Annotated in this window: 22 protein-coding genes, 1 tRNA gene and 1 other RNA gene; 12 read left to right on the forward strand and 12 right to left on the reverse strand. The window is 41.9% G+C overall.

Annotated features, from left to right (window positions below; translation table 11 throughout):
- The first annotated feature begins 139 nt into the window (after positions 1 to 139).
- Positions 140 to 401, forward strand: an RNA gene (gene ffs, locus I4V84_RS01650) — signal recognition particle sRNA large type.
- A 241-nt stretch (positions 402 to 642) separates the two neighbouring features.
- Here ffs and I4V84_RS01655 read toward each other — a convergent pair.
- The 3 genes from I4V84_RS01655 to I4V84_RS01665 all read right to left on the reverse strand — a co-directional run bounded on the left by I4V84_RS01655 (position 643) and on the right by I4V84_RS01665 (position 2,871).
- On the reverse strand, positions 643 to 1,080 hold the full coding sequence (locus I4V84_RS01655) for a GatB/YqeY domain-containing protein (protein ID WP_118577971.1): 438 nt from the start codon (positions 1,078 to 1,080) through the stop codon (positions 643 to 645).
- Positions 1,081 to 1,214: 134 nt separating this feature from the next.
- Positions 1,215 to 1,724: a tRNA adenosine(34) deaminase TadA gene (tadA, locus tag I4V84_RS01660; RefSeq protein WP_118577972.1), complete on the reverse strand. Its 510-nt coding sequence runs from the start codon at positions 1,722 to 1,724 to the stop codon at positions 1,215 to 1,217.
- A 127-nt stretch (positions 1,725 to 1,851) separates the two neighbouring features.
- A complete protein-coding gene (locus I4V84_RS01665; protein ID WP_272112927.1) occupies positions 1,852 to 2,871 on the reverse strand; it encodes a DUF6128 domain-containing protein in 1,020 nt (339 codons plus the stop codon).
- 238 nt (positions 2,872 to 3,109) lie between these two features.
- Between I4V84_RS01665 and I4V84_RS01670 the strand changes: the two genes are divergently transcribed.
- Together I4V84_RS01670 and I4V84_RS01675 are read left to right on the forward strand one after the other, a co-directional pair.
- Positions 3,110 to 3,183, forward strand: a tRNA-Pro gene (locus I4V84_RS01670).
- A 498-nt stretch (positions 3,184 to 3,681) separates the two neighbouring features.
- Positions 3,682 to 3,834 carry a hypothetical protein gene (locus I4V84_RS01675; RefSeq protein ID WP_173715862.1) on the forward strand — a complete coding sequence of 51 codons (153 nt, stop codon included), beginning with the start codon at positions 3,682 to 3,684 and terminating at the stop codon, positions 3,832 to 3,834.
- 140 nt (positions 3,835 to 3,974) lie between these two features.
- Here the strand turns inward: I4V84_RS01675 and I4V84_RS01680 are convergent, their stop codons facing one another.
- Both I4V84_RS01680 and I4V84_RS01685 read right to left on the reverse strand, forming a co-directional pair.
- Positions 3,975 to 4,391: a DUF1284 domain-containing protein gene (locus tag I4V84_RS01680; RefSeq protein WP_306467730.1), complete on the reverse strand. Its 417-nt coding sequence runs from the start codon at positions 4,389 to 4,391 to the stop codon at positions 3,975 to 3,977.
- A complete protein-coding gene (locus I4V84_RS01685) occupies positions 4,375 to 4,932 on the reverse strand; it encodes a biotin transporter BioY (RefSeq protein WP_118577975.1) in 558 nt (185 codons plus the stop codon). The genes I4V84_RS01680 and I4V84_RS01685 overlap by 17 nt, the downstream gene beginning before the upstream one ends.
- Positions 4,933 to 5,097: 165 nt before the next feature.
- Here I4V84_RS01685 and I4V84_RS01690 point away from each other — a divergent pair, with 165 nt between their 5' ends.
- The 5 genes from I4V84_RS01690 (at position 5,098) to pduB (ending at position 11,230) form a co-directional block, all read left to right on the forward strand.
- Entirely contained in the window at positions 5,098 to 5,802 is a 705-nt protein-coding gene (locus tag I4V84_RS01690) for a LytTR family DNA-binding domain-containing protein (RefSeq protein ID WP_195991116.1), read from the forward strand.
- Positions 5,803 to 5,849: 47 nt separating this feature from the next.
- Positions 5,850 to 6,479 (forward strand): GHKL domain-containing protein, encoded by a 630-nt coding sequence (locus I4V84_RS01695; protein ID WP_243283994.1) that lies wholly within the window; start codon positions 5,850 to 5,852, stop codon positions 6,477 to 6,479.
- Positions 6,480 to 6,817: 338 nt separating this feature from the next.
- Entirely contained in the window at positions 6,818 to 8,593 is a 1,776-nt protein-coding gene (locus I4V84_RS01700; protein ID WP_243283995.1) for an ABC transporter ATP-binding protein, read from the forward strand.
- The gene (locus I4V84_RS01705) at positions 8,580 to 10,451 is read left to right on the forward strand and encodes an ABC transporter ATP-binding protein (protein ID WP_195991119.1); all 1,872 of its coding nucleotides are present in this window, start codon (positions 8,580 to 8,582) and stop codon (positions 10,449 to 10,451) included. The genes I4V84_RS01700 and I4V84_RS01705 overlap by 14 nt, the downstream gene beginning before the upstream one ends.
- A 65-nt stretch (positions 10,452 to 10,516) precedes the next feature.
- Positions 10,517 to 11,230: a microcompartment protein PduB gene (gene pduB / locus I4V84_RS01710; protein WP_173769799.1), complete on the forward strand. Its 714-nt coding sequence runs from the start codon at positions 10,517 to 10,519 to the stop codon at positions 11,228 to 11,230.
- Positions 11,231 to 11,319: 89 nt separating this feature from the next.
- Here the strand turns inward: pduB and I4V84_RS01715 are convergent, their stop codons facing one another.
- The 4 genes from I4V84_RS01715 to I4V84_RS01730 form a co-directional block, all read right to left on the reverse strand.
- Complete coding sequence (locus tag I4V84_RS01715) at positions 11,320 to 12,576, reverse strand: hypothetical protein (RefSeq protein WP_195991120.1); 1,257 nt, start codon at positions 12,574 to 12,576, stop codon at positions 11,320 to 11,322.
- A gap of 309 nt (positions 12,577 to 12,885) precedes the next feature.
- Positions 12,886 to 13,161, reverse strand: a complete 276-nt coding sequence (gene spoVG / locus I4V84_RS01720; protein WP_173715856.1) for a septation regulator SpoVG — start codon at positions 13,159 to 13,161, stop codon at positions 12,886 to 12,888.
- Between the two features lie 54 nt (positions 13,162 to 13,215).
- Positions 13,216 to 14,334, reverse strand: coding sequence for a glucose-1-phosphate adenylyltransferase subunit GlgD (gene glgD, locus I4V84_RS01725; RefSeq protein WP_173715855.1), 1,119 nt, complete (start codon positions 14,332 to 14,334; stop codon positions 13,216 to 13,218).
- Positions 14,331 to 15,608, reverse strand: coding sequence for a glucose-1-phosphate adenylyltransferase (locus I4V84_RS01730; protein ID WP_173715854.1), 1,278 nt, complete (start codon positions 15,606 to 15,608; stop codon positions 14,331 to 14,333). Before I4V84_RS01730 ends, glgD begins: the two co-directional genes overlap by 4 nt.
- 399 nt (positions 15,609 to 16,007) lie before the next feature.
- On the opposite strand from I4V84_RS01730, the gene murC reads away from it, so the two are divergent.
- The 4 genes from murC to I4V84_RS01750 all read left to right on the forward strand — a co-directional run bounded on the left by murC (position 16,008) and on the right by I4V84_RS01750 (position 21,322).
- Positions 16,008 to 17,387 (forward strand): UDP-N-acetylmuramate--L-alanine ligase, encoded by a 1,380-nt coding sequence (murC, locus tag I4V84_RS01735; RefSeq protein WP_173769803.1) that lies wholly within the window; start codon positions 16,008 to 16,010, stop codon positions 17,385 to 17,387.
- 519 nt (positions 17,388 to 17,906) lie between these two features.
- A complete protein-coding gene (locus I4V84_RS01740) occupies positions 17,907 to 19,091 on the forward strand; it encodes a DnaD domain protein (RefSeq protein WP_243283996.1) in 1,185 nt (394 codons plus the stop codon).
- A 65-nt stretch (positions 19,092 to 19,156) separates the two neighbouring features.
- Positions 19,157 to 20,143: an ATP-binding protein gene (locus I4V84_RS01745; protein WP_148462214.1), complete on the forward strand. Its 987-nt coding sequence runs from the start codon at positions 19,157 to 19,159 to the stop codon at positions 20,141 to 20,143.
- Between the two features lie 3 nt (positions 20,144 to 20,146).
- Positions 20,147 to 21,322 (forward strand): ribose-phosphate pyrophosphokinase, encoded by a 1,176-nt coding sequence (locus I4V84_RS01750; RefSeq protein ID WP_118577986.1) that lies wholly within the window; start codon positions 20,147 to 20,149, stop codon positions 21,320 to 21,322.
- Between the two features lie 125 nt (positions 21,323 to 21,447).
- On the opposite strand, the gene I4V84_RS01755 is transcribed toward I4V84_RS01750, so the two are convergent.
- From I4V84_RS01755 to asnS, 3 genes are all read right to left on the reverse strand, one after another.
- Positions 21,448 to 22,956: a hypothetical protein gene (locus I4V84_RS01755; protein ID WP_195991121.1), complete on the reverse strand. Its 1,509-nt coding sequence runs from the start codon at positions 22,954 to 22,956 to the stop codon at positions 21,448 to 21,450.
- 74 nt (positions 22,957 to 23,030) lie between these two features.
- Complete coding sequence (locus tag I4V84_RS01760) at positions 23,031 to 24,089, reverse strand: DNA repair exonuclease (RefSeq protein WP_195991122.1); 1,059 nt, start codon at positions 24,087 to 24,089, stop codon at positions 23,031 to 23,033.
- 14 nt (positions 24,090 to 24,103) lie between these two features.
- Positions 24,104 to 25,495, reverse strand: coding sequence for an asparagine--tRNA ligase (asnS, locus tag I4V84_RS01765; RefSeq protein WP_173715850.1), 1,392 nt, complete (start codon positions 25,493 to 25,495; stop codon positions 24,104 to 24,106).
- Positions 25,496 to 25,689 lie beyond the last annotated feature (194 nt).

Below are 25,689 nucleotides of genomic sequence, written 5' to 3' on the forward strand. Positions count from 1 at the left end.
CTGTTGATGGAAGCATTATACTACATTGGGACATTTTCCTTTATGGTATATTAGGACATTATCATAAATGGTTCATAATTTTTTTGCTGTTTTGCAGCAGTGGCTTGACAAATCCACAGTCTTCCTTTATAATTAAATTCCGCGCAGCCGGGGAGATAGCGGTGCCCTGTACCTGCAATCCGCTACAGCAGGGGTGATGCCAATCTGAGGCTTGTATCTTGTGGAGCTGCCCTTTATAAGTGGCGTTGACGTTTGGGTCTTACGCAACAGGACTCTATGAACCGTGTCAGGACAGGAATGTAGCAGCACTAAGTAGAATCTCCTGTGTGCCGTGAGGGTGCCTGGGCTGAGTTAACTGTAGAGGTAACGTCTGTGAGACCATTCCGAGGTGCGGCGCGCGAAATAAGATGATTGTGGAACGTCGGATGAGGGCGTTCTTTTTTTGTATTAAAATAGATTTCTGCAAAATGGGGAGAGCAAATTACTGGAATGCTTTTTCAAACAGGCTCTGGCGCGGTACGCCCCAGGCAAACAAAAAGACACATATTGTATCAGGGCTGTGAATGTGTTGTTCACGCCATTTTTACAATATGTGTCCTATTTTTAGTTTGCTATTCTATTTTGAATGCAAGCTGTGAAAAATCATTTGCACAGCTCCGCTACGACCTGATTGATCACCTTGCCGTCAGCCTTGCCCTTCAGCTCTGGCATAATAGTCTTCATGATCTGTCCTTTGTTTCCAGAAGCGATCAGGTCTGCATGTTTCTCTGTAAGGTAAGCCTTGATCTCAGAAGCGTCCATCAGCTTTGGAGCGTATTTCGCAATCACATCATATCTTGCCTGATATTCATCTTTCAGATCCTGTCTGGATTCCGGACAGGTGTCGATCTGCTCTTTCACAGATTTCAGCTCTTTCAGGATAACACGGTCAACCAGTTCGCCACTGATATCGTCACGGCAGCCTTCGTCGATTGCCACCTTCTTCACTGCGGAAATCAGGGAAGAGACTGCATCCTTTGTTACTTTATCCTTCGCTTTCATGGCAGCTACCATGTCTTTTCTCAATGCTTCAAGTTCCATTGTATTTTCCTCCTGTCATTTTCTATGTGGTTGTTTACATAATGTTCCACAACGTTCCATCAAATCATAATTCTTTCATCCTGTGGCATTTCAGACGACTTGATGTATTTTTTGCTTTGTTTTTTATCATACCACTAATTTTCTGATTTTCCAACCTGCTCTGCCAAAGATTTTTTCAGCATTTTCTTCTTTTCCCGAAGCTCGCGAAAAAAATCGGAAAGCATGATGGAACACTCTTCCTGAAGGACACCGCGGATTACTTCTACCTTGTGGTTAAAGCCATCCATTTCCAAAAGATTCAGCACAGAACCGGCACATCCTGCTTTTGGATTCATGCTGCCGATAACCACACGGTCAATTCTGGACTGCATAAGCGCTCCGGCGCACATCTGGCAAGGCTCTAAGGTTACATACATCGTGCAGCCTTCCAGTCTCCAGTCTCCTAATTTTTTGCTTGCCTTTTTAATCGCGTTCAATTCTGCGTGAGAAAGGGTATTCTTGTCCGTGTTTCTCCGATTATAGCCTCTTGCAATGATCTGCCCGTTGCAAACGATCACACAGCCAATTGGCACCTCTTCCAATGCCCGGGCTTTCTTTGCCTGGCGAATTGCCTCTTTCATATAACGTTCCTGATCTGTAAGCATTTTTTACCTTTACTTTCTACTACTTTATGGTGAATCTCGGCATTTTTGCCGCTGCGCTGTCATTTTCATTTCAGGCGCCGCAGCGGCAATAGCTTTATTATAGGCAGTTCGCACAGGGATGTCAATTTTAACAACCGGCAGGTGGATCAATCGCACGGTACCAGTACCCTCCCCTGCCTTTTTTCACCTTGATACAGTTGCTTTCTTTGAAGCAGGAAAAGCCGAACATGCCTGCCATAAACTGTTCCTGCTGGTCGTAGCTTCCGGGTACACCAAGTATGTACCGGCCATTTGATCTGTGGCACAGAAGGAGATGTCCGAAATTGTAGTATCCGTATTGCAAAAAACGGTTGTTGCGAAGGGCGCATTGTCTTCTTGGAAAATGGACCAGATCCTGGGGTGTAATTTTCCAGCACTGGTTCAGATCGCTGTCTTGGAACGGGCAGAAGGGCTGACCAAATGGGAGTGCTATGGTTTTCTCCTTTTCCTCTTGTTTTGTATTTACTCTACAGGTAATTTTTTGCTCTGCTTCCCATATTTCCCCCACGGTTGGCTCATCTTTTGCTTGTGGTTCATCACTTATCATTTCTTCTGCTTCCAGCAGATCATCCTGCATTTGTTCCACCACATCCTCCACTTCATGCCTGTCATCTAAATCAGGTGTGGAATCTGTTTCCGGCTTGCTTTCATTCTCCAGCTTTTCTTCTGCTTTCTCTTTTATTATTTCACATACGGTACCAGTTTCTTCTTTCTTTATTATACTTTCCTTAAAATTCTCCGGGCGGATTGTCTGGTCATCCCACTCTGTTCCAAAAAAGCCTCCCGATTCTGTAAGCAAAATCATACCTCCCATTTTTTCCAGAGAAATTCCCGAGCCCCCCATATCCATTCCGTCTGTTTCCACCAGACATTCGATTCTATTTGCCTCCGTTTTGCAGCTGCCCAGCAAAATTCCATTCATCAGTCCCTCTTTTCGCACAAATCCATATACTTTGCACACTTCTCCTGCTGCCAGGTTTCCTACCTGAAGATGTGGTTCAATTGTACACATGTGATTTCTCACTTCCACCTTCATAAAGCCACAATTATCTTCCTTTTTCCCTTTTCGGTATTCATATACATATGCGATAAAACGCCGATATCCCACCAACTGACGCCCTCCCCTTTTTATGCATCTCACTCATTAATGTATATGAAAAAACAGAATTTTCATTCATAAAAACGCATTCTGTTTCACTTGGAACATCTGTTCAAATGAATTAATTTAATTGCCTCTCCCCAAATAAGACCTGGTTAATTTCAATTCTTTTTGAAATTTTTTGAATTTTTTCAATTTTTCTGTTGACAAGCCAGTATATTCTATGTATAATATCACTTGCAGCTGACGAAGTGTGGCTCAGTTTGGTAGAGCGCTGCGTTCGGGACGCAGAGGTCGTGGGTTCGAATCCCGTCACTTCGACTACTTGGCAGGGGCGCTGAAATTCTTGAGGAATCAAGGGTTTCGGTGTTTTTTTATGCTCATTTACTGAGTTCTAAAAATGAATGGTTTTAGGAACTTTACGAATTTTTTACGAATAATATTTTTCCTCTAAGGAAAATGACTGTTTTTTATCAAAAAACCAAGCATTACAGCACCAACTCCCCCCACAATAGCCTCGAAGAGGCTATTAGTTTGCGTAGGTGCTCGTTCGGGACGCAGAGATTTTGTCGATTTTTGTCAAACTGTTTTTCTTGAAAAAAGTATTTTTATAAGCTATTCTATATTCATCTTATAAGATAAATCTTTATATTTAAGAAATTCTATTTGCTTTCTTTCGAAAGCTATATTCCATTTTAATACTATAATCTGCGCACAGAAAGCAACTATAGGCTTTACACACCGTTCAAATACCGTTACAATAGTTATATCATAATAATTATAGTAAGGACGGTGTTTCATATGATGGAGGATTTCTACATGCCAACTGACATCCAATTTAAAGATGACTTACGAAAAGAAGAGATCAAACTGGAAGAGTTGTTAAGTTTACTAAAGAATCAGGAATATGAGAAGCTTCAGAAAAAGCTAGAACGTGACTTGAAGCGTGTCCGCGAAAGCTTACAGGACTAAAGAGAAAGGGGGCTGGCCCGACAGTCCCCAATTTTCCCACAAGAGCTGGTGAATTTATTCTTTCGAAACTGGGTTTACTTTATTGCTATCCACCTGTAAAATTCCGAAAGATGTTTTTATAAACATAATTCACTGCCTCTTCATTTACTCCACCGGCTCGGCTGTTCCTGGCAAATCCGGTTCCACTGGCAGTCGCCGCAGATTTTCGTTCTTTTTCCCGTTTCAATGATTTTTTTCTGTACTGCTTCGGTAAATTCCGGGAATGCAAGTTTCTGACCTTCTTTTAAGCCGCATTCTGCCAGCACTGCATTGTCATATCTTTTCACCTTCTCGGCTGCCTCGCAGATTCCCTGGCTATTGTTTGGACAGGCTGAGCAGATTTCGTCAGTTTTTACTGTGAGACAAACATCTGCCCCTTTTGTAAAAAGCTCCAGCATTTCCTGCATATGGGCTGTAAATCCAGTGCTGTAGCCGTTTCCGATAAAAAACGCCAGGCACATCCCGTGATGAGGGCGAATGGGATATGTCTGACGTTCTTTTTTACTGCATTGGTACAAGCTTGCGTACCCTTCTGGACAAAACGAATGCCAAAGCAATCTTCACAAGATCAGGAATGATAAATGGAATTACGCACCAGCCCAGTACGGTTCCAATTCCAACAGCTCCTGTTGTACGTGTGTATACAACCATAAACCAGATAGTTCCCATTGCATAGCAGACGATCAGGCCGACTACCATGGAAAGAATCTGAATAACAGGCTTTTTGCCCCAGAGGGATTCCATTGCCCACATTACCAGGGCGGAGAAAAGAAATCCGATGATGTAACCGCCGGTATTGTTAAGAAGAATACCAAGTCCTCCTGAAAATCCTGCAAATACGGGAACACCAATAACTCCAAGTAAAATGTAAACCAGTACAGCCAGGCTGCCTCTCTTTCCACCAAGCACACCAACAGCCATAAATACACCAAATGTCTGTAATGTAAACGGCACTGTCATCGGAATGGAAATCCAGGAACAGATTGCGATCAGTACGGCGAAAATAGCTATGTATGCCAGGTCGTATGTTTTTGTCTTTGTTGCGGTTACGGTACTCATATTCTCCTCCTCGAGTAAATATTATTTTTGTCAGATACAATCTAACACAGTTACGTTGCAATTGTCAACCTATTATTTATTTTTGGTTTACAATTCTCTTCGTGAAGAATCTGGACATGTTTCCCGCATACGTGCTATACTTCTGTAAAATGGAGGATTAAAAAATTGTGTCAAACATATAAAATTGCAATTTGTGATGACCTTGCCACAGACAGAAATTATCTTTCTTCTCTGTGCGAAATATGGGGCAGTCATAACAGTTATCGTATACAGATTTCAGAATTTACATCAGCCGAAAATTTTTTGTTTCATTATGCCGAGAAAAAAGATTTTGACATCCTTCTCCTTGATATAGAAATGGGCGCTATGGATGGTGTTACCATGGCAAGGAAGCTGCGGCAGGATAATCATACCGTACAAATTATATTCATCACCGGATACGCAGACTATATTTCTGACGGATATGAAGTAGATGCCCTTCACTATCTGATGAAGCCTCTACAAGAAGAGAAGTTCTTTACAGTTCTTGACCGTGCAGTCACGAAGCTTATCAAAAATGAGAAGGTTCTTAACATAATCAGTCAGGGTGAGATGATTCGTCTGCCCATCTGTCAGATCAATTATGCAGAGGTAAACAGCAATTATATTACGATTCACAGCCAACAGACTATCACCCTGAAAATGACCTTAAGCGAATTGGAAAAAAAGCTGGATTCTCATTTTTTCAGAGCGGGACGTTCTGCTTTGGTAAATCTAAAAAAAATCAGCCGGGTTACAAAAAAAGAGATTTATTTGCAGGATGGAAGTATAATCCCCCTTCCACGCGGCGCTTATGAGAAGGTTAACCGGGCAATCATTAATATGGACTGATTTGGGAGATTGAAATGCATTTATTTTCGAAAAAAGCAGCTAAAAAAATGGCTGCATATCAGAAGGAACTGATTGAAACTCACTATCAGGAGGTTGATAATATGTATCGCCAGATGCGAGGCTGGCGCCATGATTATCGCAATCATATCCAAACAATGAAGGCTTATGCAGCCACAGAAAACTGGGACGCAATCAGACATTATCTCGATCTTCTTGACAAGGATCTTACCACAGTAGATACTGTGATAAAAACCGGAAATGCCATGACAGATGCTATTTTAAATTCTAAAATATCACTGGCACGGTCCAAAGATATTCAGGTAATTGCAGATGCTGACATTCCTGTTAAGCTGAATTCCTCTGAAATTGATCTTTGCTGTATCATCGGAAATTTATTTGACAATGCCATAGAAGCCAGCCTGCAGCTTCCCAAAGAAAAACGACTGATCCGCATTTATATGGACATGAAAAACACGCAGTTATACATTTCTTTCACTAATTTTACAGCGGGAAAGAAGTTGAAAAAACAGGGAAATCTTTTTAAAAGTACAAAAGGTGATGGTCATGGTCTGGGGCTGATCCGTATTGATGATATAGTAAAGCGATCTGATGGATATATCAGCCGAAACAGTGAAGATGGCGCCTTTACCACTGAGATTTTACTGCCCCAGTTATAATTCATCCCCCGAAACATGCAATTCATCCCCGGTTTAATCCGGGGATATTTTTTCTGGTAAAATCATATTAAGAATCTTTTTAATGATACCAGAGTCAAAAGGTCAAAAAGCCGATGCAAGCTCGCTTGCAAGAGGATTTTTGACCTCTTGACCCGCAAAAAAGCATGAGTAAGTAGCCATTTTCCGAAGAAAAATGAGCGGATTACGAATGTTTTTGAAGATTGCGGGAGTGTAAAGCACGTAGCAATCTGGTATCAAAAGAAAATAAGAAAGAAGGGAAAATCATGTTTCAAAAAAAACCTGTATCAAAATACAGTACTTTTCAAAATATATGGTTCATGATTAAACTTGCCTGCACTTCTCAGGAGAAGAAAGTTCTGGTGATCAGCTTTTTTATCGCACTGTTAACCATTATACAGAACCTTCTTAACCTTTATGTTTCTCCTGTCATATTAAGTGCAATAGAAAATCATGTTTCCATTCAGGAACTGCTTTTTACAATTGTTATTTTTGTGCTTATGATAATGCTGGTATCAGCTGCATTGACTTATGCAAATCAAAACGTAATTTGCGGACGGATCAGTGTCCGTTGTGAGATTGTGAATCTTTTAAACAAAAAAGCATCCACAACATCTTATCCCAATATAGACGATATGAAATTCAAAAAATTACTGACCAAATCGGCCGAATATACGGACAATAACGATCAGGCCACTGAAGCAATCTGGAATACACTAACTGTACTTTTGATCAATATTGTCTGTTTTTTTATTTACGCCGGTCTTCTTACACAAATTCATCCAATTCTGATTTTGGTCATTCTGTCAACTGCCGGAATCAGTTATTTTATCTCTCAAAGATTAGATGAATATAAGTATCAACATCGGGAGGAAGAAGCTGAATATATACATCAAATGGCATATTTATTAAACCGTGCAGCTGACTTTGGTGCAGCAAAAGATATCCGCATTTTCGGTCTTCGTTTCTGGCTGGAAGAATTATACAGCAAAACAGCCAGGGAATTTACAGCATTTCATCGAAAAGCAGAAAATGTTTATATCTGGGCTGGAATTGCAGATTTGACTTTTACTTTTCTGCGCAATGGAGCGGTCTACGCATATTTAATTTATTTGGTATTATACCGCGGTCTTGATGTGCCTGCTTTTTTGCTTTATTTTACTGCAGTGGACAGTTTTTCCACCTGGGTTACAGGAATTCTGGAAGGTCTTTGCACATTACATAGACAGTCTCTTGATATTTCCACGGTCCGGGAATGTCTGGATTATCCGGAATTATTCCGTTTCAAAGATGGACTTACCTTAAATCAGGACGCTAAAAATAATTATGAAATTGTTTTGGAAAATGTTTCATTTTGCTATCCAGGAGCTGAAACAGATACTTTAAAAAATATAAATCTTACCTTACATCCAGGAGAAAATCTGGCAGTTGTAGGTCTTAATGGTGCTGGAAAAACTACGTTGATCAAAATAATCTGTGGGTTTCTTGATCCCACAAAGGGACAGGTAAAATTGAATGGAACAGATATCCGAAACTATAACAGAAAAGACTATTATAAGCTGTTCTCGGCAGTGTTTCAGGATTTTTCATTGTTAGCGGGAACCATTGCAGAAAATGTGGCGCAAACAGAAAATTTCGACCTGAAACAGGTGAAAAATTGTATCAAAAAAGCCGGCTTGCTTCCAAAAATAGAAGCTCTTCCAGATAAGTATCAAACCTTTCTGAATCGTGAGGTTTACAAAAATGCAATTATGCTTTCAGGTGGAGAAACACAGCGCCTTATGCTCGCCCGCGCATTATATAAAGATGCCCCTTTTATTATATTGGACGAACCAACTGCCGCACTCGACTCCATTGCTGAAGCAGACATTTATCAGAAATATGACGAAATGACAAAGGGAAAATCCTCAGTTTATATCTCCCATCGGCTCGCTTCTACCAGATTCTGCAGCAGAATCTTAATGCTGGAGCAGGGAGAAATACAGGAAGAAGGAACTCACGAAGAGCTGTTAAGGCAAAGTGGAAAATACGCTGCTCTCTATGAGGTTCAAAGCAAATATTACAGGGAAGGAGATGGGGAAAATGAAGACAAATGAGAAAAACATATCGTTAAAAGAAGCACTGCAGCTTAATCACAGAGCATATAAGCTTTTTTACCGATATTATCCAAAATTAATTCTTTCCCAAATCAGTCTGACCATCTGGAAAGCACTGACTCCCTATATAATCATATATTTATCTGCACTTGTTATTGAAGAACTTGCAGGCGACCGAAGCCCTGACCGCATTCGTTTTCTGGTAACGATTACTTTATTATCCGGAGCAGGAATCAGCTTGATATCTGCATTTCTTAAAAAATGGAAAAGGACTTGGAGCGCAGGTCTTGGAATGAAAATCAAGCGAATTTTGTGCGAAAAACTTTTTGATATGGATTACTGTGATTTAGATGATAGCAAAACTATGGAGTTATATTCTTCCATTATTCAAAATCTCAATGGACCTGGGTGGGGACTATACAATGTTCTGTTAAATTATGAAGCTCTGTGTTCAGAAGGATTTTCGATCATTTGTGGCTTATCCATGACCATTTCCCTTTTCACCAGCCAGATTCCAAAAACAGCAGAAAAACTTGTTATTCTTAACAATCCGGTATGTGTAACAGCCATAATTTCTGTTATGGTACTGATTACCTGTTTTTCGCCTGTACTCGCTGGAAAGGCAGGAAAATACTGGGTCAGAAGTGTAGATCTGCATACCTTTTCCAATCGTTTGTTTGCATATTACGGACGTCTGGGCTATGATAGCAAAAAGGCAGCGGATATGCGGATTTACCAACAGGAAAAAATATGCGAAAAGCATAATCTGAGCAAAGAAAATCCTTTCGGTTCCAAGGGATTATTTGCCAGATATGGAAAGGGACCTGTTGGATTTTACATGGCAGCGTCTTCCGCAGTATCTGTAATTTTCACAGGGATTGCCTATGTTTTTGTATGCTTAAAAGCCTGGACAGGTGCCTTTGGAATCGGAGCGGTTACAAAATATATTTCCTCTATTACGAAAATATATTCAAGTGTATCCGGCTGTATCTCCACCATTGAAGATATGCAAAACAATGCTGTTTTTCTGAAGCAGACATTTGAATTTCTGGACATTCCCAATAACATGTATCAGGGAAGCCTGACTACGGAAAAACGCAGTGACCGAAAGTATGAAATAGAATTTCGAAATGTTTCTTTCCGATATCCGGGATGTGAACAATATGCCCTTCGAAATATTAATTTGAAATTTAAAATCGGTCAGAAGCTGGCTGTCGTTGGTATGAATGGAAGTGGAAAGACTACGTTTATCAAACTCCTATGTCGCCTTTACGATCCTACAGAAGGAAAAATTCTTCTTAACGGAATCGATATCCGAAAATATAATTACAAAGAATATATGATGATTTTTTCCGTGGTATTTCAGGACTTCAAACTCTTTTCCCTGACTCTTGGAGAAAATGTAGCCGCCAAAATCAATTATGACGAAGAAGAAGTAAAAAGTGCTCTGAAGAAATCCGGATTTTACAATCGCCTTTCCACAATGCCAGAAGGTCTGAATACTTATCTCTACAAGGATTTCAATAAAAAGGGAATTATCATTTCCGGCGGAGAGGCTCAGAAAATAGCTATTGCAAGAGCTATTTATAAGAATGCCCCTTTTATTATATTGGACGAACCGACTGCAGCTCTTGATCCCATTGCGGAAGCTGAAATATATGAAAAATTTAATGAAATAACAGGCGATAAAACTGCCATTTATATCAGTCATCGTCTGTCTTCCTGCAAATTTTGCGATAAAATAGTTGTATTTCATGAAGGATCTGTGATTCAGACTGGAACTCACCAGGAGCTTGCTGCCGATAAAAGTGGAAAATATTTCCAACTATGGACGGCGCAGGCGCAATATTATAGATAAACAGCTTTTCAATTTCCCTTAATCATGTTAAACTAAGGAAAAGTAATGCTACGGAGGTTTTTTCCATGGACGTACACAGTATCAGTACCAAATGCGCCCGCACTGAATTTGTGGGAACTGCTGTTCTGGATACCATCGGACTTGTAATTTCAGGAGTTGATGATACTCTTTTAAAGGAAATGAATATAGGGACACGCTATCATACCCTTGGACTTTTCAGTTCCCGTACAGGTGCAGCAGGTCAGATCACTGCTGTCGATGATGCGGTGAAAGCCACTGGCACAGAGGTTCTTTCCATTGAATTTCCACGGGATACCAAAGGCTGGGGTGGACACGGCAACTATATTGTGATTGGCGGAAATGATGTTTCAGATGTGCGCCACGCTATTTCGCTGGCGCTGGAACTAACTAATAAGTATGCAGGAGAATTATATATCAGCGAATCCGGTCATTTGGAGTTTGCTTTTTCAGCCAATGCAGGTGGTGCTCTTGCCATGGCCTTTCACGCAGTTCCAGGGGAAGCTTTCGGATTCATGGCAGGTTCTCCGGCAGCGATTGGACTTGTAATGGCAGACACTGCAATGAAGGCTTCTGCAGTTCATATTACACGCTATATGACACCGAGTATCGGTACAAGCCATTCCAATGAAGTTATCCTTGCCCTCTCCGGAGATGCCAGTGCTGTGAAAGAGGCTGTACTCCAGGCAAGACAGATCGGCCTGGAACTGCTGATCGGAATGGGAAGCTATCCGGAAATTCCGGGAGAACCGTATTTATAACAATCCCCCCTATATATTATTGCAGACAAATGCCCTGACAGGCAGAAGATTTTAATGATCTTAATCCTGTCAGGGCGTATTCTTTTTCCTTAATTCAGTCTGTAAACCTCCGCACTCTGAAGTCCAAATGCAAGTGCCTCTGAATGGCTGTTAAAATAAATATCCACATGTCCGTAAGGTGTTCCAAGATCCTCCACTGTATACACATTTCCATTGATCAGGAGCTGAGTTCCGAATGGCACACCAGCCATGGCAACGGTTCTTCCCGCTGTAGGAACAGTTCCGCTGGCTGTCAGGTTTCCTGCTGTTCCGCAGCACTGTGCACAGTTACAGTATGCGGTGAGAGTAAAGGTTCCAAGGTAGGTTCCCTGTGAAGATGAACTACTGCCCTCGGAAGAACTGTCGGAGCTTTCACTGCTGTCCGATGACTCGGTATAAGAATCATCATAGGCACTGCTGGCATCTGCGTCCTGATTGGAATCACTTTCAGACTCGCTGTAGTCATCGTAGGATTCCTCTGTGCCATAGTTTTCCCCGTCACTTGGTGACTGGGCGGCAGCCTCAGCTTCCTGGGCTGCCTGCGCCTCCTGGGCTGCTTTCTCTGCCTCTGCAGCCTGCAAAAGGCTGTAAATACTGCTGTCTGCATTACTGATCTGTGTATTTAAAGCACTGATTTCATCCTGGCTGGCACTGATCTGATAAATATAGGACTGAATGTTCTCATTTGTGCTTGCAGTAAGTGCCTGTACCTCTTGCTGTTTGGCAGATTTCTCTGCCAGAAGTTCATTAATATTCTGAGCTTCCTCTTCTGCCTGCTCTTCCTGGGCCTTGATATCTGCCTGAAGGGCTTTATATTTAGCAAGCATGTCTCTGTCATACTGGGAAATCTGGGCTATATTCTCTGCACGGTTCAGAAACTGAGCCAGATCTTCTGAGGACAAAAGCAGCTCCAGCATGGAAGCACTTCCATTCTCATACATGTATACAATACGCTTCTTCATATCCTGGTACTGCTTGTCCGCTGTGACCTTGGCTTCCTCAAGCTGGGTATTCAGAGTTTTCAGCTGTTCTTCTTTCTCCGCTGCCTGAATTCCAAGCTCAGATACACTGTTGGTAAGGTCTGTATACTGGACATTCAGCTCTTCCAGATAGCTTTCAAGCTCCTGCTTCTTACTCTCCAGAGATACCATGTTGGACTGCTGCTGTGCCAGTTCTGCCTGCGCAGCTTCTTTCTGTGCCTGTACATCAGCGATCTGTTCCTCCGTAGAAGCAGCAAATACTGCCCCGGGCATAGAAACAGTCATGATTCCAGTTAACAACATTGCAAAAATCTTTTTAAATCTCATCTATGTAAACACCTCGTTATTTTTTTCGTAGATCAAGTATAACATATTTTGTAATTTTTTCAACACTTTTATTTAACTTTTGTAACATTTGCGTAATATTTCACAATTTTCCAGAGTCTGGAAATATAATGAAATACATGATTACAGAAAGCGAATTTAGAGCGTGTTTGATAAAGATTCTAGAGCAAATTCAGGCACAATATACCGTGAAATAGTTGGGGCAAATCACAGGAATGTTTTTGCAAAAAAACACCCCGCATTTCATGAAACTCTCCATAAAATGCGGGGTTGTAAAAACCTCTTTACTTTTTATACCGCAGCTTCTTCCTCTGCTACAGCTTCCTGGTATTTCTCGAGAATGATCGTCTGGATCTTATCACGAGTGGAAGAATTGATAGGATGCGCGATATCCCGATATTCTCCATCGGTTGCTTTGCGGCTTGGCATTGCGATGAAAAGACCTTTCTCTCCTTCGATCACCTTGATGTCATGTACTACAAATTCTTCATCAATGGTAATGGAGACTACAGCTTTCATCTTCCCCTCCTTTGCAACCTTTCTCACCCGTACGTCTGTAATGTTCATTTTTGCTGCCCCTTTCCTCTTAATCGCATTTACTGCGCTTTAAGTCTTATTATATTACAAGCTATATCTATCATTATTCTCCACAACGATCTCTACTTCTCCATCACCGCTGTAGTACGAATTTGCCCGGATGGTTCCCCGGCTTTCAACGATACAATTCTCGATATGTGTATTATCCCCCAGATATACATCATTCAAAATTACGGAATTTTTAATTACGCAATTATTTCCAACATAAACATCTTTAAACAGGACAGAATTCTCAACCACTCCGTTTACAATACATCCACTGGAAATCAGAGAATTCTTAACATCTGCGCCAGGATTGTATTTAGCCGGTGGAAGATCATCAATCTTGGTCTTAACTGCCGGCTCCTGTTTGAAGAAGTAGTTACGGATCTCCGGTTTCAGGAAATCCATGTTGGTCTTATAGTAAGATTCAACAGTGGAAATATTGCTCCAGTAGCTGTCGATCTTATATCCATAGATTCTCTTCAGATTCTTATAACGGATCAGAATATCTTTTACAAAGTCATTTCGACCTTCCTGTGCAGCCTTCTCAATCAGTTCGATCAGCTGTCTTCTTCGGATCACATAAATACCTGTAGAAATAGTATTATATGGGGAAACCATTGGCTTCTCCTCAAATTCCTCAATCCTGCAGTCCTCATTCATGCGAAGGACACCGAAACGCTCAACCTCGGAAGGATCCTGACATGTAGTGCATACAACGGTAATGTCAGCGCGTTTCGCAATGTGATATTCCAGAACCTTGTTATAGTCCATCTTGTACACGCAGTCACCGGATGCGATGACAACATATGGCTCATGACTGTTCTTCAGGAAATTGAGATTCTGATAAATAGCATCTGCAGTTCCCTGATACCAGAAACCGTTTTCTTTGGTGATAGTAGGAGTAAATACGAAAAGACCGCCCTGCTTTCTTCCGAAATCCCACCATTTGGAGGAGCTTAAATGCTCATTCAGGGAACGTGCATTGTACTGAGTCAGTACAGCTACTTTCTGAATGCGGGAGTTCGCCATATTACTCAGGGCAAAATCTATGCTTCTGTAGCTTCCGGCAATAGGCATTGCTGCAATTGCCCTTTTGTCTGATAATTCTCTCATGCGGTTATTGTTACCGCCGGCTAAAATAATTCCGATTGCTCTCATGCTTTGTCACCGTCCTTTGTTGCAATTACCTGTCCGCTTTCCAGAATGCCATCCGGATAATCTGCCGGAGTGGTCACACCGGAAATCGCCGTGTTCTTTCCAATCTTAACATTATCCGGAATCACGGAGCCTTCTCCTATGGTCGCAATGCCAAATGCATATACCGCAGGTTTCTTTATATTAGGTGCTTCCTCGCCGCAGCCAAGAACCACATCATTTCCTATGGTTACGTCCTCTGCCACAATTGCCTTTTCCATGTTTACATTCTCACCGATGGTTGTATTCCGCATGATAATGGAATCCCGGATCACACTGCCTTTTCCGATCACAACATTCGATCCGATTACAGAATTATGTACTTCGCCATAGATTTCAGAGCCTTCACCGATGAGACATCTGTCCAGAACGGCCTCTTCTGAAATATACTGCGGCTGGATGATATCCCCCTTGGTGTAAATCTTCCAGAATTCCTCATAAAGATTAAACTCAGGAATAATATCAATCAGTTCCATATTTGCTTCCCAGTAGGAACCAAGAGTTCCAACATCTTTCCAGTAGCCATTGTATTCATAGGCGAAAAGGCGCTGTCCTTTATCCTTGCAATATGGAAGAATATGTTTACCAAAGTCGCAACTCTGCTGATCCTTCAGTGCGTAAAGCGCTTCCTTCAGAACCGGCCAGCTGAAAATATAAATTCCCATAGACGCCAGATTGCTGCTTGGATGCTCTGGTTTCTCCTCAAATTCAGTTACACGGAAAGTCTCATCCGTTACCATGATACCGAAACGGCTGGCTTCCTCAATAGGTACAGGCATACAGGCAATGGTCACATCTGCCTTATTTGCCTTGTGGAAGTCAAGCATAACCTCATAATCCATCTTATATATATGATCTCCTGAAAGGATAAGCACATAATCGGGATTGTACTGCTCCATATACGCCATATTCTGGAAAATGGCATTGGCTGTTCCTGTGTACCACTCGCTGTTTGTGCTCTTCTCATAAGGTGGAAGTACAGTTACACCGCCTTCAGTTCTGTCCAGGTCCCACGGAACACCGATACCGATATGGGTATTCAGTCTCAGAGGCTGATACTGTGTCAGGACTCCAACTGTATCAATTCCTGAATTAATACAGTTACTTAACGGAAAATCAATGATACGGTACTTACCTCCAAAAGCTACTGCTGGTTTGGCCACTTTTTCTGTCAGTACCCCAAGTCTGCTGCCTTGGCCGCCGGCTAAGAGCATGGCAATCATTTCTTTTTTAATCATGCTATCACCTCTTGTTGTAGTTATGATTTATCATTATACCATACTTCCCATATTTAATAAACATATTTTACAATTTATTTGTTGATATTTTACTTTTTTTATCGTTATTGTACATGTTTTTTCGACACAACCGAATCTCTGATTGTTTTTTTTATTCATTTTGTACAGTAGTATTACTGTGCTTTGCGAAGCATACTGCTGTGAAAATCGTGAACAGCGACACTGTAGGAAAGGGAAATTATTGTATTGGTTACCGACTATCCAAAGAAATACTTTGCAATTTTCACAGTTCGGGGTATAATAAATGAAAGTAATTGTAAAAATTCATAACGATTCAGAAGGCTTTTCCTTCAATGAATATTGAATCGCTTCAAAAATGATTAGCATAAGGAGATTAACATGTATCAGATAGACTTCCATAAACCGCTTCATATCCATTTTATCGGTATTGGCGGAATCAGCATGAGCGGACTTGCTGAGATCCTTCTCGGCGAGGACTTCAAGGTTTCCGGCTCTGATTCCAAAGAAAGCCCGCTTACGGATTCCCTTACCAGGAAAGGTGCACGCATCTTTTACGGACAGCGCGCTTCCAATATTACAGACGATGTAGAACTTGTAGTTTACACTGCAGCCATTCATCCGGATAACCCGGAATATGCCAGTGCAGTGGAAAAAGGCATTCCAATGCTGACCAGAGCCCAGCTTCTTGGTCAGATCATGCGCAACTACGATACCCCAATCGCAGTTTCCGGAACCCATGGCAAGACCACCACTACTTCCATGATCTCCCAGATTCTTCTGGAAGCAGATGCGGATCCGACCATCAGTGTTGGCGGCATTCTTCCTTCTATCGGGGGAAATATCCGAGTAGGTCAGTCCGAAACATTTGTCACAGAAGCCTGTGAGTATACCAACAGCTTTTTAAGCTTTTTCCCGAAGATCAGTGTGATCCTGAACATTGATGCTGACCATCTGGACTTTTTTAAGGATATTGACGACATCCGTCATTCCTTCCGCAAATTTGCCCAGCTGCTTCCCGCAGACGGAGCCCTGATCATCAATGCGGATACGCCGCATTATCAGGATATTATCAAAGACCTTTCATGCAAAATTATTACATATGGTCTGGAGCATGAAGCTCAGTATCAGGCCACAGATATCACTTATGACAAATATGGACATGCATCCTTTACCGTTCTGAAGGATGGCAGAAAGGCCGGCAGTTTCTATCTGAAAGTTCCTGGCAGCCACAATGTTTCCAATGCCCTGGCAGCAATTGCTCTGGCTCGGCTTCTTCAGATTCCGGATGATGTCATTGTCAAAGGACTTGGCAGTTTCACAGGAACAGATCGCCGTTTCCAGTATAAAGGCGAAGTAGCAGGCGTTACCATTGTTGATGATTATGCGCATCATCCAACAGAAATCCAGGCTACTTTAAACGCTGCACACAATTATCCACACAAGAAGCTGTGGTGCGTATTCCAGCCTCATACTTACACACGTACCAAGGCTCTTCTTCCGGAATTTGCACAGGCTCTTAAGCTTGCCGATCATGTGGTTCTGGCAGACATTTATGCAGCAAGAGAAACAGATAATCTTGGAATCTCTTCCAAGGATCTGCAGGCACGGATCCAGGAGCTTGGTACTCCATGCGAATATTTCCCAACCTTTGATGAGATTGAGAATTTCCTGCTGAATAATTGTGAAGCCGGAGATCTGTTGATCACAATGGGTGCCGGAGATGTTGTTAAAATCGGAGAACAGTTACTTGGAAAATAATTGATTGCAATTTCAGCGGTTGTCATGTCCTTTTAAGACCTGGCATCCGCTGTTTTTGTTTTACCATTTTTATTGTCTCTGATCTGTTTTTCCTGGCAAAACGTGCATACCTTCTCATATCCACGGTCACAGACTGTTTTTGCCAAAAATAATTATCCACATTGAAAAAAGCTTGGAAATTCAAGCAATTTAATAATTATCCACATTATCCACAGGCTTATGCACATTTTTGCACTGGCCTGCATGTGGATTCTTATGTGTATAAAGTGCTTAACATAATACTACGACATAACTCGACAAAAATCACAGTTTTTCTTTAATTTTCCGCATTTTTCGGGTTTCCCATAAACATTATGTGCAACTTGGTTTCCACATTATCCACATTATCCACATAGTAGTCCACACACATTTTGTAAAAATCCAGGCAAAAAATCTCCTATTCTCATTTAAAAAGGGGTGTGCTATAATGCAAACACAATGAACAGTGATGATTCATATTCCCAGATAAGGAGTGTTTCTATGATCAGGTTACATAGTACAGGGCTTAATGATGCCACCATTTTATCCAATATTTTTATCGACCGTTTTATGCCAAAGGCAAATGGAGAATTTGTAAAGGTCTATATTTATCTGCTCCGTATGCTTGGCCGCCCGGAGGAAGCTTTCGGGCTTTCCCAGATGGCAGATTCCCTGTTCTGTACAGAAGGAGATATCCTCCGTGCGCTGAAATACTGGGAGTCTGAGAAGCTGATTACCCTCTTATACGAGGAAGCTGAATTGACAGGAATTACCTTACAGGCACCGTGGAATGAAGCAGATATGCTGGCTACGGTGACTCCCGCAGGTATCTGTAACGCTGGTTCGCTCGGAGATGTGCCTGATGCTTATCACATTTCTGCCCCAGAACCCACAGCCGGCATTCCCAGTGTCCCCACTGATAAACCGTTGCAGACTGATCAGGTCTCCCGTCGCAGCACCGATCTGCCTGTCCCCCCTTCTTTCTCCAAACCACTTTCCGAAACGAAAGCGCTTACCCCGGATCGGGTGAAGGAGCTGAAACAGAATGAAGATATTATCCAGCTTCTTTACATTGCCGAGCAATACCTCGGCAAAACGCTCACCCCCACAGAGACACGCAAAATCCTGTTTTTCTACGACGAGCTGCACATGTCTGTAGATTTGATTGATTATCTGATCGAATACTGTGTCGGACGTGACCACCGCAGCATCCGTTATATCGAGACGGTTGCCATGGCATGGAAGGAGGAAGGAATTACCACAGTTGAAATGGCAAAGGATTCCACCTCCCGCTACAGCAAAGAATATTTTTCTGTTCTGAAAGCGATGGGAATTGCCAACCGCAATCCTTCAGACGCGGAAATTTCGCTGATCAATACCTGGACCAGGGACTATGGTTTTGCCATGGAATTGATTCAGGAAGCCTGCTCACGGACAGTTCTGCAGACTGGACAACCAAGTTTTCCATATGCAGACAAAATTCTGCAGCGCTGGAAGGATAAGAATATCCGCACTTTAGGGGATGTCCGTCTTCAGGATGCCCAGCACCAGAAGCGCAAACTGGAAAAAGCAGTGTCGAAGGCAGACAAGCCGAAATCCGCAGCCCCAAACCGCTTTAACAATTTCCATCAGCGTGACTACGATTTTGCTGAATATGAGAAGAAACTGCTTAACAAACCAAATTAAATCCTGGAAACAGATTTTTCTTTAAAACACATACGAACGTCTTATAACCTGGAAGGAGAATTTACATGCCCTTACAGAATTACCAATACGATACTATAATGCGGGAATACAACCGTCGCCAGGCCAGGAACCGCCGCATACAGGAAGAGCATCTTGCTGAAGCCTATGAGAAAATTCCCCGTCTGCGTGAAATCGACGAGGAAGTAGCTACTTTAAGTGCCAGGAAGGCCCGGGCCCTGATCAGCCGCCAGGAAGTCGGCATTGAAGATCTTCGCAATGATATTGCCCTGCTTTCCCAGGAACGCACTGCATTACTGCTTTCTTCCGGCTATCCTGCTGATTATCTGGAGATGAGCTACACCTGCCCTCTTTGCCAGGATACTGGCTATATCGGCAGCCAGAAATGCTCCTGTTTCAAGAAGGCAGAGATCGAACTTCTGTATACACAGTCAAATTTAAAAGAAATTCTTGAAAAAGAGAACTTTGACCACTTTTCTTTTGACTTTTATTCTGATACAATAACAAATGATTCAACGGGACTCACCGAACGTGAGACTGCACGTCGCGCGTATAAGATGGCGAAGGAATTTGTCGCTGACTTTGATAATTCTTTCCAGAACCTGTTTTTCTACGGCGACACAGGTGTGGGCAAGACCTTTCTTTCCCACTGCATCGCTCACGATCTTCTGGACAGTGCACACTGTGTACTTTATTTTTCTTCATTCGAGCTTTTTGATTTTCTTGCAGGCTCTGCTTTTTCCAGAGGCAGCGACGCTCCCGATGATGAACCGATTTTTGACTGTGACCTGCTGATCATTGATGACCTGGGTACAGAGCTTACCAACAGCTTTGTATCTTCACAGCTTTTCCTGTGCATCAATGAGCGGATCATGCGCAAGAAATCTACGATTATTTCCACAAACCTGAAGCTGGAAGATTTCTCAGCAACTTATTCTGAGAGAACCTTTTCCCGCATCGCCAGCAACTATCAGATGACCAAGCTTGTGGGAAAAGATATCCGCATTCAGAAAATTTTTTTAGGAGGAAAGTAAAGAATGGCACAAGAAGAATTGACTACACTTCCCGTTGGAAGACTGGGATTAGTTCCTTTGGAAAGCTGCAGGAGCCTTGGACAGAAAGTCGACGAATGGCTCGTTAAGTGGCGTAAGGAGCGTGAGCATTCAGAATCAGATTCTTTCGCCTTTGAAGGATACAAAAGAGATTCCTATACAATCAAAGTTCAGAACCCTCGTTTCGGTTCCGGAGAAGGTAAATGTGTGATCACCGAGTCCGTGCGAGGAGATGATGTTTATATTCTTGTAGATGTATGTAACTACAACATCTCATATCCAATTGGCAAATACACCAACCTGATGTCCCCAGATGATCATTATCAGGATCTGAAGCGTGTAATTGCAGCTATTGGAGGAAAGGCCCGCCGCGTGAATGTAATCATGCCATACCTTTATGAGGGTCGTCAGAGCAAGCGTATTGGAAGAGAGTCTCTTGACTGTGCTACTTCCCTTCATGAACTGATAAATATGGGAGTTGAAAATATTATCACTTTCGACGCACATGACCCACAGATTCAGAATGCCACCCCACTTCATGGATTTGAGACTGTTCAGCCTTCTTATCAATTTATCAAGGCTCTTCTTAACCATGAGCAGGGACTTCATATTGACAATGAGCATTTTATGATCATCAGCCCGGATGAGGGCAGCATGAGCCGTGCGATCTATCTTGCAAACATCCTGGGTGTTGATATGGGCATGTATTACAAACGCCTTGACTACTCCAAGAATGTAGGAGGAAGACATCCGATTGCAGCCTATGAGTTCCTTGGTCCAAATGTAGCAGGCAAGGATATGATCCTGATTGATGACATGATCTCTTCTGGTGACACTATCCTGAAGATTGCTTCTCTTCTTAAGGACAGGGGTGCCGGCAGAATTTACCTTTGCTCCACTTTCGGTCTGTTTACAGACAACCTTAAGAAATTCGATGAAGCACATGCTGCTGGCGTGTTTGACAAGCTTCTCACTACCAATATGGTATATCAGTCTGAGGAACTTCTTGCAAAACCATATTACATTTCCTGTGATATGAGCAAATACATTGCACTGATCATTGATACACTGAATCATGATATGTCTGTAAGCCATCTGCTGAATCCAGTTGACAGGATTAAACGCTGTGTAAACAAATATATGGCTCAGTATGAGAAATAAATAAAATAATTTGAGGCTGCCCCTTCCAGGTGTCAGCCTCTTGTTTTGTTATAATTTATTTGAACTGTTCAGTACTTTCACAGTTACAAGCTTCGTGATCACTTAACATTCACTGTAACAGTTTTCTAAAAAATGTCAGCCATATCCTTATTATTGGTAAAAAACAGCACCTGCCTGGGCTGTTTTTTCAGCCACCTGAAAACTACCATAAGCTTATCCTGATTCTTCCCATGGAAAATGTCATCCAAAATAACCGGAAAAACAGTTTCATTCGTGAACAACTCAGCAGCAGCCATCTGAATAGAAAAATACAGCATTTCAATATTTTCCTTTTCCAGATTTTCTGCCAAAACAGTTCCCTCTTCCAGACACAGTTCTAAACTCTGTCCCTCATCTCCATAGAACTCTATATATTTTCCATCTGTAAGTTCCCTGAAAATTTGGGATGCCCGAATCCGAATCTTTCTGCCTTTCTCAAGATAAATACTACGTGACAGCTCTTTAATGGTATCCATAGCCAGGTTCAAGGACTGTGTTTCCAGATCTTCAAAAGTAGGAAGTGACATTTCCAGCTCAAATTCCTGATATTCGCTCTGCAAATTCGTAAAAGCAGTCAGTTTCTCACCGTAAATTCCATCAATATCTTCTTTACTGGATTTCAGCTTTTCCTGCTGTGACTGCAAATACACTTTTTTCTTCTTTAGCTTTACAAACTCCATATGCAGCTTTCTTCGTGCAGTAAGTGTATAAACCATTGCCACAACAGCAGCAATGATGCATACATCCATTCCTATTTTAGACATCTCATCAGTTAACTGAAATCTTCCAACAATACCAATAATTCCCACAATAACGGCCAGAATACCTGCTATCACCATTCCCAGATTCTTTTTCTCTATAGTCTGCAGCTGTTCTTCAATCACAGTGGCTTCTTCTTTCCCTGCTGCCGAATAGATTTTTGCCTGCGCCTGAACCACCTGCCCCTTCTGGTCCCGAAGTCCATCCAGGTCATTCTGCAGACTTTCCAGTTTCTCGCTCAGTTTTTCCTGTTCTCTCTGAACTGCTTTCCTGCCACGTTCTTTCTGGGTGAGATATCCCTTGCGCCACATCTTCAGCATCTGCTCCGTTCTTCCAAGATCCACCAGACCATCTCCGCTTTTGCTGAGAACAGCCAGTTTATTCTGTAGTTCCTTTGCCATTTCCCTGGAAGAACTACCGCTAAGTGATTCTACCATAACAGTATTGTCGAACAGGTTCTCACTAAATCCCCCAAGGATCCTCTCGAGGGCTCCATTTTCCCCATTTAAAATTTCTCTGGTATCTTCACAGAACAGCTCACAATTATGGATTCCTGCCCCTGTTTCCCGCGTCAGGCGGTAATCTTTTCCATTGTGCTGAAACCATATAGTTCCACCATATTTTTCCCGGGAAGCTTCAGTTCCTGCTTTTTCATAAATTCCATTCTTTTCCTGCATTTCCTCAGGCACTCCAAAGAACATGCTCTTCACAAAGATAAACACAATGTTCATTTCTGTTTCTTTTAGTCCATAGAGCACATTTACTCCAGAGGTCAGTTCTATGTCTTTTTCCCGAAGCCCACCAAAATTATTTATTAATATGCGTTTAAAAATCATATAACCTTATTCCCTCGCACATACATCTCAATTTTACACTGCAATACATATTTTCTGTTACTATCTGCTTTGTGTCAGCTGGAATGTCTTGTCTCCAACAGTGCCTGCAAACCATAGTACAAGGCCTTATCTTCCACTGTATTTCTGTTTTTTTCCATAAAAAAGCAGATATAATCCCCTATCAAAGTTCCGGCATATTTTTTTTGCAGTTCTTCCAGATCATAAGCAGGTCTGGTCTCATCCAGTACTTCTGTAATATTTCCAAAGGATTTCAGTTTTTCCGGAATCAGAAAAAGCTCTGGTTTTCTTTTCCCTTGAAGAATTACACGATATATATTCAGTCCGCCTTTTTTAAATATCTCATCCTTCAAAGCTTCTTCAATAGATAGCTGGGTGCTTTCTTCATTTACATTGAGAAGAAGCTGACTATAGGTTCGAATAGAAAACGGCACAAATCTGGTTTTCACTTTTCCATTTTCAATCCTTCCCTCAATGTAGCCATGTGCTCCCAGATCATTGCTTTCAATTGGCTCAAGAGCTCCGCTGTAAGCAGCCACATCTCTTATTACGTTCTGGGGAGTATGGAAATGACCCAATGCAATATAATCAAAACCTGCTCCTGCAAGCGCAGCTGTATTTAATGGGCAATGGCTTTCATCACCGCCATGAGCTATAAGAATATGCACTCCATCATTTTTCACAGGGCGTACGCCATCATACAAGGGCTGTCTGATCTGTGAATGTTCATAGCTCATTCCATAAACATATACCCCGAATTGCGTATCTTTCACACAGGTTACCTTCTCTTCCGGAAAAAAAGTCACATTCGGTGCCCAGGTGAAAGTTCTGTAAAAAGAATTTTCTTTCAGATAATCCCTTTCTCCTGCCATTAAATATACCCTTGTTTCCGGTATTCCGGAAAATAAATCGTTTACTTCTTTCAATTCATATGGAAGTGGCTGACGATGGAACAAATCTCCGGCTATAAATAACAAATCCACCGGATTTTCGCGGATACCCGCAATAACCCGGCGGAATGTTTCCCAGATTTCATTCTCCCGCTTGTCACTCCATGGGCAGCCTCTGTCGGGCACTGCACCAAGATGTACATCTGCAAGATGAATAAATCTCATTCTTTTACCTCGTTTTATAAATCGCAGTTGTTAACTGTTCTCGGGAATGGAATTACGTCACGGATATTGCCCATTCCTGTGAGATACATTACACAGCGCTCAAATCCAAGACCAAATCCTGAATGACGTGTAGAACCATATTTACGCAAATCAAGATAGAAGTCATAGTCTTCTTCCTTCAGCCCAAGCTCTTCCATACGAGCTTTCAACTTACCATAGTCATCCTCTCTCTGGCTTCCACCGATAATCTCACCAATTCCAGGAACCAGGCAGTCCATAGCTGCAACAGTCTTGCCATCCTCGTTTGCTTTCATATAGAATGCTTTAATTTCCTTTGGATAGTCTGTAACAAAAATAGGTTTCTTAAAAATCTGTTCTGTCAAATAACGCTCATGTTCTGTCTGCAGATCACATCCCCAGGATACTTTATAATCAAACTTGTCATTATTCTTCTCGAGAAGCTCAATTGCTTCTGTATAAGTAACACGACCGAACTCAGAGCTTGCCACATGGTTCAATCTGTCAAGAAGTCCTTTGTCCACAAAAGAATTGAAGAAGTTCATTTCCTCCGGAGCATTCTCAAGAACATATCCAATCACATATTTCAGCATCGCTTCTGCAAGATTCATGTTGTCTTCAAGATCAGCAAATGCACACTCAGGCTCGATCATCCAGAACTCAGCTGCATGACGTGTGGTGTTGGAGTTCTCGGCACGGAAAGTTGGTCCAAATGTATATACATTACGGAATGCCTGTGCAAATGTCTCACAGTTCAACTGACCGCTTACAGTCAGGTTTGTCTCTTTCCCAAAGAAATCCTGAGAGTAATCAATATTTCCCTTATCATCTGTAGGAATATTATTCAGATCCATGGTTGTAACCTGGAACATCTCACCTGCACCCTCGCAGTCACTTCCTGTGATCAGCGGAGTGTGTACATAAACAAAACCTCTCTCCTGAAAGAATTTGTGTATTGCATATGCACAGAGGGAACGTACACGGAAAACAGCCTGGAAAGTATTTGTTCTGGAACGAAGATGTGTGATCGTTCTTAAATACTCAAGACTGTGGCGTTTCTTCTGAAGCGGATAATCTGGTGCAGATGTTCCCTCTACAGAAATCTCTGCAGCCTGGATCTCAAATGGCTGTTTCGCCTGTGGAGTCGCTACCAGAGTTCCCTTTACAATAATCGCTGCGCCTACATTCAGTTTGGAAATCTCAGCAAAATTGTCCATTGTATCATGGTAAACGATCTGAAGGGTCTCAAAATATGTTCCATCATGGAGAACAACAAATCCAAAGGTCTTGGAATCACGAACGCTTCGTACCCAGCCGCCTACGGTGATCTCCTGATCCAGGTATTTATCCCGTTCTCTGTAAATCTCTTTTACTGTTGTAAGTTTCATAATTAGTTCCTCTTTCTCCTCATTTTTCCAAACACTCATTTCTCTATAGTATAGACTATTCCTCTTATTCGCGCAAGGATATTTTTCCAGGGAATAAAAGAAGATCCTGTCTGTTAAGCATCGACACTTTTGGACAAAGATCTTCTCTTCTGTAAGTACTTTTCTATTGCAAAGTTGCCTCATTCTCAGTATTT

The organism is Ruminococcus sp. 1001713B170207_170306_F1 (genome assembly GCF_015668065.1).
Taxonomy (GTDB): Bacteria; Bacillota; Clostridia; order Lachnospirales; family Lachnospiraceae; genus Blautia_A; species Blautia_A faecis.

What these genes read in the sequence shown, in the direction of transcription:
- I4V84_RS01655 (WP_118577971.1), bottom strand. Translation starts at nt 1,080, where the DNA reads ATGGAACTTGAAGCATTGAGAAAAGACATGGTAGCTGCCATGAAAGCG.
- tadA (WP_118577972.1), bottom strand. Translation starts at nt 1,724, where the DNA reads ATGCTTACAGATCAGGAACGTTATATGAAAGAGGCAATTCGCCAGGCA.
- I4V84_RS01675 (WP_173715862.1), top strand. Translation starts at nt 3,682, where the DNA reads ATGCCAACTGACATCCAATTTAAAGATGACTTACGAAAAGAAGAGATC.
- I4V84_RS01685 (WP_118577975.1), bottom strand. Translation starts at nt 4,932, where the DNA reads ATGAGTACCGTAACCGCAACAAAGACAAAAACATACGACCTGGCATAC.
- I4V84_RS01695 (WP_243283994.1), top strand. Translation starts at nt 5,850, where the DNA reads ATGGCTGCATATCAGAAGGAACTGATTGAAACTCACTATCAGGAGGTT.
- I4V84_RS01700 (WP_243283995.1), top strand. Translation starts at nt 6,818, where the DNA reads ATGATTAAACTTGCCTGCACTTCTCAGGAGAAGAAAGTTCTGGTGATC.
- I4V84_RS01705 (WP_195991119.1), top strand. Translation starts at nt 8,580, where the DNA reads ATGAAGACAAATGAGAAAAACATATCGTTAAAAGAAGCACTGCAGCTT.
- pduB (WP_173769799.1), top strand. Translation starts at nt 10,517, where the DNA reads ATGGACGTACACAGTATCAGTACCAAATGCGCCCGCACTGAATTTGTG.
- I4V84_RS01715 (WP_195991120.1), bottom strand. Translation starts at nt 12,576, where the DNA reads ATGAGATTTAAAAAGATTTTTGCAATGTTGTTAACTGGAATCATGACT.
- spoVG (WP_173715856.1), bottom strand. Translation starts at nt 13,161, where the DNA reads ATGAACATTACAGACGTACGGGTGAGAAAGGTTGCAAAGGAGGGGAAG.
- glgD (WP_173715855.1), bottom strand. Translation starts at nt 14,334, where the DNA reads ATGAGAGCAATCGGAATTATTTTAGCCGGCGGTAACAATAACCGCATG.
- I4V84_RS01730 (WP_173715854.1), bottom strand. Translation starts at nt 15,608, where the DNA reads ATGATTAAAAAAGAAATGATTGCCATGCTCTTAGCCGGCGGCCAAGGC.
- murC (WP_173769803.1), top strand. Translation starts at nt 16,008, where the DNA reads ATGTATCAGATAGACTTCCATAAACCGCTTCATATCCATTTTATCGGT.
- I4V84_RS01740 (WP_243283996.1), top strand. Translation starts at nt 17,907, where the DNA reads ATGATCAGGTTACATAGTACAGGGCTTAATGATGCCACCATTTTATCC.
- I4V84_RS01745 (WP_148462214.1), top strand. Translation starts at nt 19,157, where the DNA reads ATGCCCTTACAGAATTACCAATACGATACTATAATGCGGGAATACAAC.
- I4V84_RS01750 (WP_118577986.1), top strand. Translation starts at nt 20,147, where the DNA reads ATGGCACAAGAAGAATTGACTACACTTCCCGTTGGAAGACTGGGATTA.
- I4V84_RS01755 (WP_195991121.1), bottom strand. Translation starts at nt 22,956, where the DNA reads ATGATTTTTAAACGCATATTAATAAATAATTTTGGTGGGCTTCGGGAA.
- I4V84_RS01760 (WP_195991122.1), bottom strand. Translation starts at nt 24,089, where the DNA reads ATGAGATTTATTCATCTTGCAGATGTACATCTTGGTGCAGTGCCCGAC.
- asnS (WP_173715850.1), bottom strand. Translation starts at nt 25,495, where the DNA reads ATGAAACTTACAACAGTAAAAGAGATTTACAGAGAACGGGATAAATAC.